This window comes from Balneatrix alpica DSM 16621 (genome assembly GCF_000619885.1).
Taxonomy (GTDB): Bacteria; Pseudomonadota; Gammaproteobacteria; order Pseudomonadales; family Balneatricaceae; genus Balneatrix; species Balneatrix alpica.
In genome coordinates, this window is the sequence record NZ_JHUZ01000004.1 from 1 (window position 1) to 3,404 (window position 3,404).

1 tRNA gene and 2 rRNA genes are annotated in these 3,404 nt (G+C 52.7%); all 3 read right to left on the bottom strand.

Going from position 1 to position 3,404, the window contains the following annotated elements:
• Positions 1 to 8: 8 nt before the first annotated feature.
• A 5S ribosomal RNA gene (gene rrf / locus Q334_RS0100410) occupies positions 9 to 124 on the bottom strand.
• 137 nt (positions 125 to 261) lie between these two features.
• Positions 262 to 3,146 (bottom strand): 23S ribosomal RNA (locus tag Q334_RS0100415).
• Between the two features lie 182 nt (positions 3,147 to 3,328).
• Positions 3,329 to 3,404: transfer RNA gene (locus Q334_RS0100420), tRNA-Ala, on the bottom strand.

The following is a 3,404-nucleotide window of genomic DNA, read 5'->3' on the forward strand; positions in this document are numbered from 1 at the left end:
TATTAGGCGCTTGGCGATGACCTACTCTCACATGGGGAAACCCCACACTACCATCGGCGCTGAGTCGTTTCACTTCTGAGTTCGGGATGGAATCAGGTGGTTCCAACTCGCTATGGTCGCCAAGCAATTCGGTTCAGGTCTCTCTGTCTTATGTCACGCTGTGACCGCAGGTTTACCTAAATTCTGGATCGTCTTCAGTTCGTTGTCGTCATCACAACATCTCACGTTCATTCGTCAACGTGTCCCAGATCACTGGGTTATATGGCCAAGCCACACGGGCAATTAGTACTGGTTAGCTCAACGCCTCACAACGCTTACACACCCAGCCTATCAACCTCATGGTCTTTAAGGGCCCTACAGGAGGATCAAGTCCTCAGGGAGACCTCATCTTGAAGGGGGCTTCCCGCTTAGATGCTTTCAGCGGTTATCCCGTCCGAACATAGCTACCGGGCAATGCGATTGGCATCACAACCCGAACACCAGAGGTTCGTCCACTCCGGTCCTCTCGTACTAGGAGCAGCTCTTCTCAAGTCTCCAACGTCCACGGCAGATAGGGACCGAACTGTCTCACGACGTTCTGAACCCAGCTCGCGTACCACTTTAAATGGCGAACAGCCATACCCTTGGGACCGGCTTCAGCCCCAGGATGTGATGAGCCGACATCGAGGTGCCAAACACCGCCGTCGATGTGAACTCTTGGGCGGTATCAGCCTGTTATCCCCGGAGTACCTTTTATCCGTTGAGCGATGGCCCTTCCATACAGAACCACCGGATCACTAGCACCTACTTTCGTACCTGCTCGACGTGTCTGTCTCGCAGTTAAGCACCCTTCTACGCTTGCACTCATTGGCTGATTTCCGACCAGCCTGAGGGTACCTTCGCGCTCCTCCGTTACTCTTTGGGAGGAGACCGCCCCAGTCAAACTACCCACCACACACTGTCCTCGATCCGGATAACGGACCTGAGTTAGAACCTCAATGATGCCAGGGTGGTATTTCAAGGTTGGCTCCACGAGAACTGGCGTCCTCGCTTCAAAGCCTCCCACCTATCCTACACAAGCAGCATCAAAGTCCAGTGTGAAGCTATAGTAAAGGTTCACGGGGTCTTTCCGTCTAGCCGCGGATACGCTGCATCTTCACAGCGATTTCAATTTCACTGAGTCTCGGGTGGAGACAGTGCCGCCATCGTTACGCCATTCGTGCAGGTCGGAACTTACCCGACAAGGAATTTCGCTACCTTAGGACCGTTATAGTTACGGCCGCCGTTTACCGGGGCTTCGATCAAGAGCTTCGCTTGCGCTAACCCCATCAATTAACCTTCCGGCACCGGGCAGGCGTCACACCCTATACGTCCACTTTCGTGTTTGCAGAGTGCTGTGTTTTTGATAAACAGTCGCAGCGGCCTGGTATCTTCGACCGGTTTCCGCTCCAGCCGCGAGGGCTTTCACGGCATGCCGGCGCACCTTCTCCCGAAGTTACGGTGCCATTTTGCCTAGTTCCTTCACCCGAGTTCTCTCAAGCGCCTTGGTATTCTCTACCCGACCACCAGTGTCGGTTTGGGGTACGATCTGTGTTTACCTGAAGCTTAGAGGCTTTTCCTGGAAGCATGGCATCAACCACTTCGTCTGCAAGCAGACTCGTCATCAGTTCTCAGCTTTAAGACAGCGGATTTGCCTACCGTCTCAGCCTACGACCTTAAACAAGGACAACCAACGCCTTGCTGGCCTAGCCTTCTCCGTCCCCCCATCGCAGTAAACACAGGTGCAGGAATATTAACCTGCTTCCCATCGACTACGCCTTTCGGCCTCGCCTTAGGGGTCGACTCACCCTGCCCCGATTAACGTTGGACAGGAACCCTTGGTCTTTCGGCGAGGGAGCTTTTCACTCCCTTTAACGTTACTCATGTCAGCATTCGCACTTCTGATATCTCCAGCAAGCTTTACAACTCACCTTCACAGACTTACAGAACGCTCCTCTACCGCGCATCCTAAGATGCACCCGCAGCTTCGGTGTCTAGTTTTAGCCCCGTTATATCTTCCGCGCAGGCCGACTCGACTAGTGAGCTATTACGCTTTCTTTAAAGGGTGGCTGCTTCTAAGCCAACCTCCTAGCTGTCTGAGCCTTCCCACATCGTTTCCCACTTAACTAGAACTTTGGGACCTTAGCTGGCGGTCTGGGTTGTTTCCCTTTTCACGACGGACGTTAGCACCCGCCGTGTGTCTCCCGGATAGTACTTACTGGTATTCGGAGTTTGCATCGGGTTGGTAAGTCGGGATGACCCCCTAGCCGAAACAGTGCTCTACCCCCAGTAGTATTCGTCCGAGGCGCTACCTAAATAGCTTTCGAGGAGAACCAGCTATCTCCGAGCTTGATTAGCCTTTCACTCCGATCCACAGGTCATCCGCTACCTTTACAACGGGAGTCGGTTCGGTCCTCCAGTGCATGTTACTGCACCTTCAACCTGCCCATGGATAGATCGCTCGGTTTCGGGTCTACTGCTAGCGACTGGACGCCCTATTAAGACTCGGTTTCCCTACGCCTCCCCTATTCGGTTAAGCTTGCCACTAACAATAAGTCGCTGACCCATTATACAAAAGGTACGCAGTCACCCCGAAGGGCTCCCACTGCTTGTACGTACACGGTTTCAGGGTCTATTTCACTCCCCTCTCCGGGGTTCTTTTCGCCTTTCCCTCACGGTACTGGTTCGCTATCGGTCAGTCAGGAGTATTTAGCCTTGGAGGATGGTCCCCCCATATTCAGACAGGATTACACGTGTCCCGTCCTACTCGATTTCACACTAAGAGCCTTTTCACATACGGGGCTATCACCCACTATGGCGCGACTTTCCAGACGCTTCTGTTAAAACTCAAAGTGCTTAAGGGCTGGTCCCCGTTCGCTCGCCACTACTTGGGGAATCTCGGTTGATTTCTTTTCCTCGGGTTACTTAGATGTTTCAGTTCTCCCGGTTCGCTTCGCCTTACCTATGTATTCAGTAAGGGATACCTGATAAATCAGGTGGGTTTCCCCATTCGGACATGCCCGGATCAAAGGTCGTTTGCCACCTCCCCGAGCCTTTTCGCAGGCTACCACGTCCTTCATCGCCTCTGACTGCCAAGGCATCCACCGTGTACGCTTAGTCACTTGGCCATATAACCGAGTGACCTGGTATCAACGTTATGCCGAATAAACGCTTGAGATGTCGTTTATTACATTCAACTACTTTGAAGAAGATCCAAATTTTTAAAGAGCATGGAGTGTTGTTTTCAAACACTCAGTGATGTCTTCTGGCTTAAGCGTTTTCGCTTAGGCAGACAACATGACTGAGGATTTGGTGGAGCTAAGCGGGATCGAACCGCTGACCTCCTGCGTGCAAAGCAGGCGCTCTCCCAGCTGAGCTATAGCCCC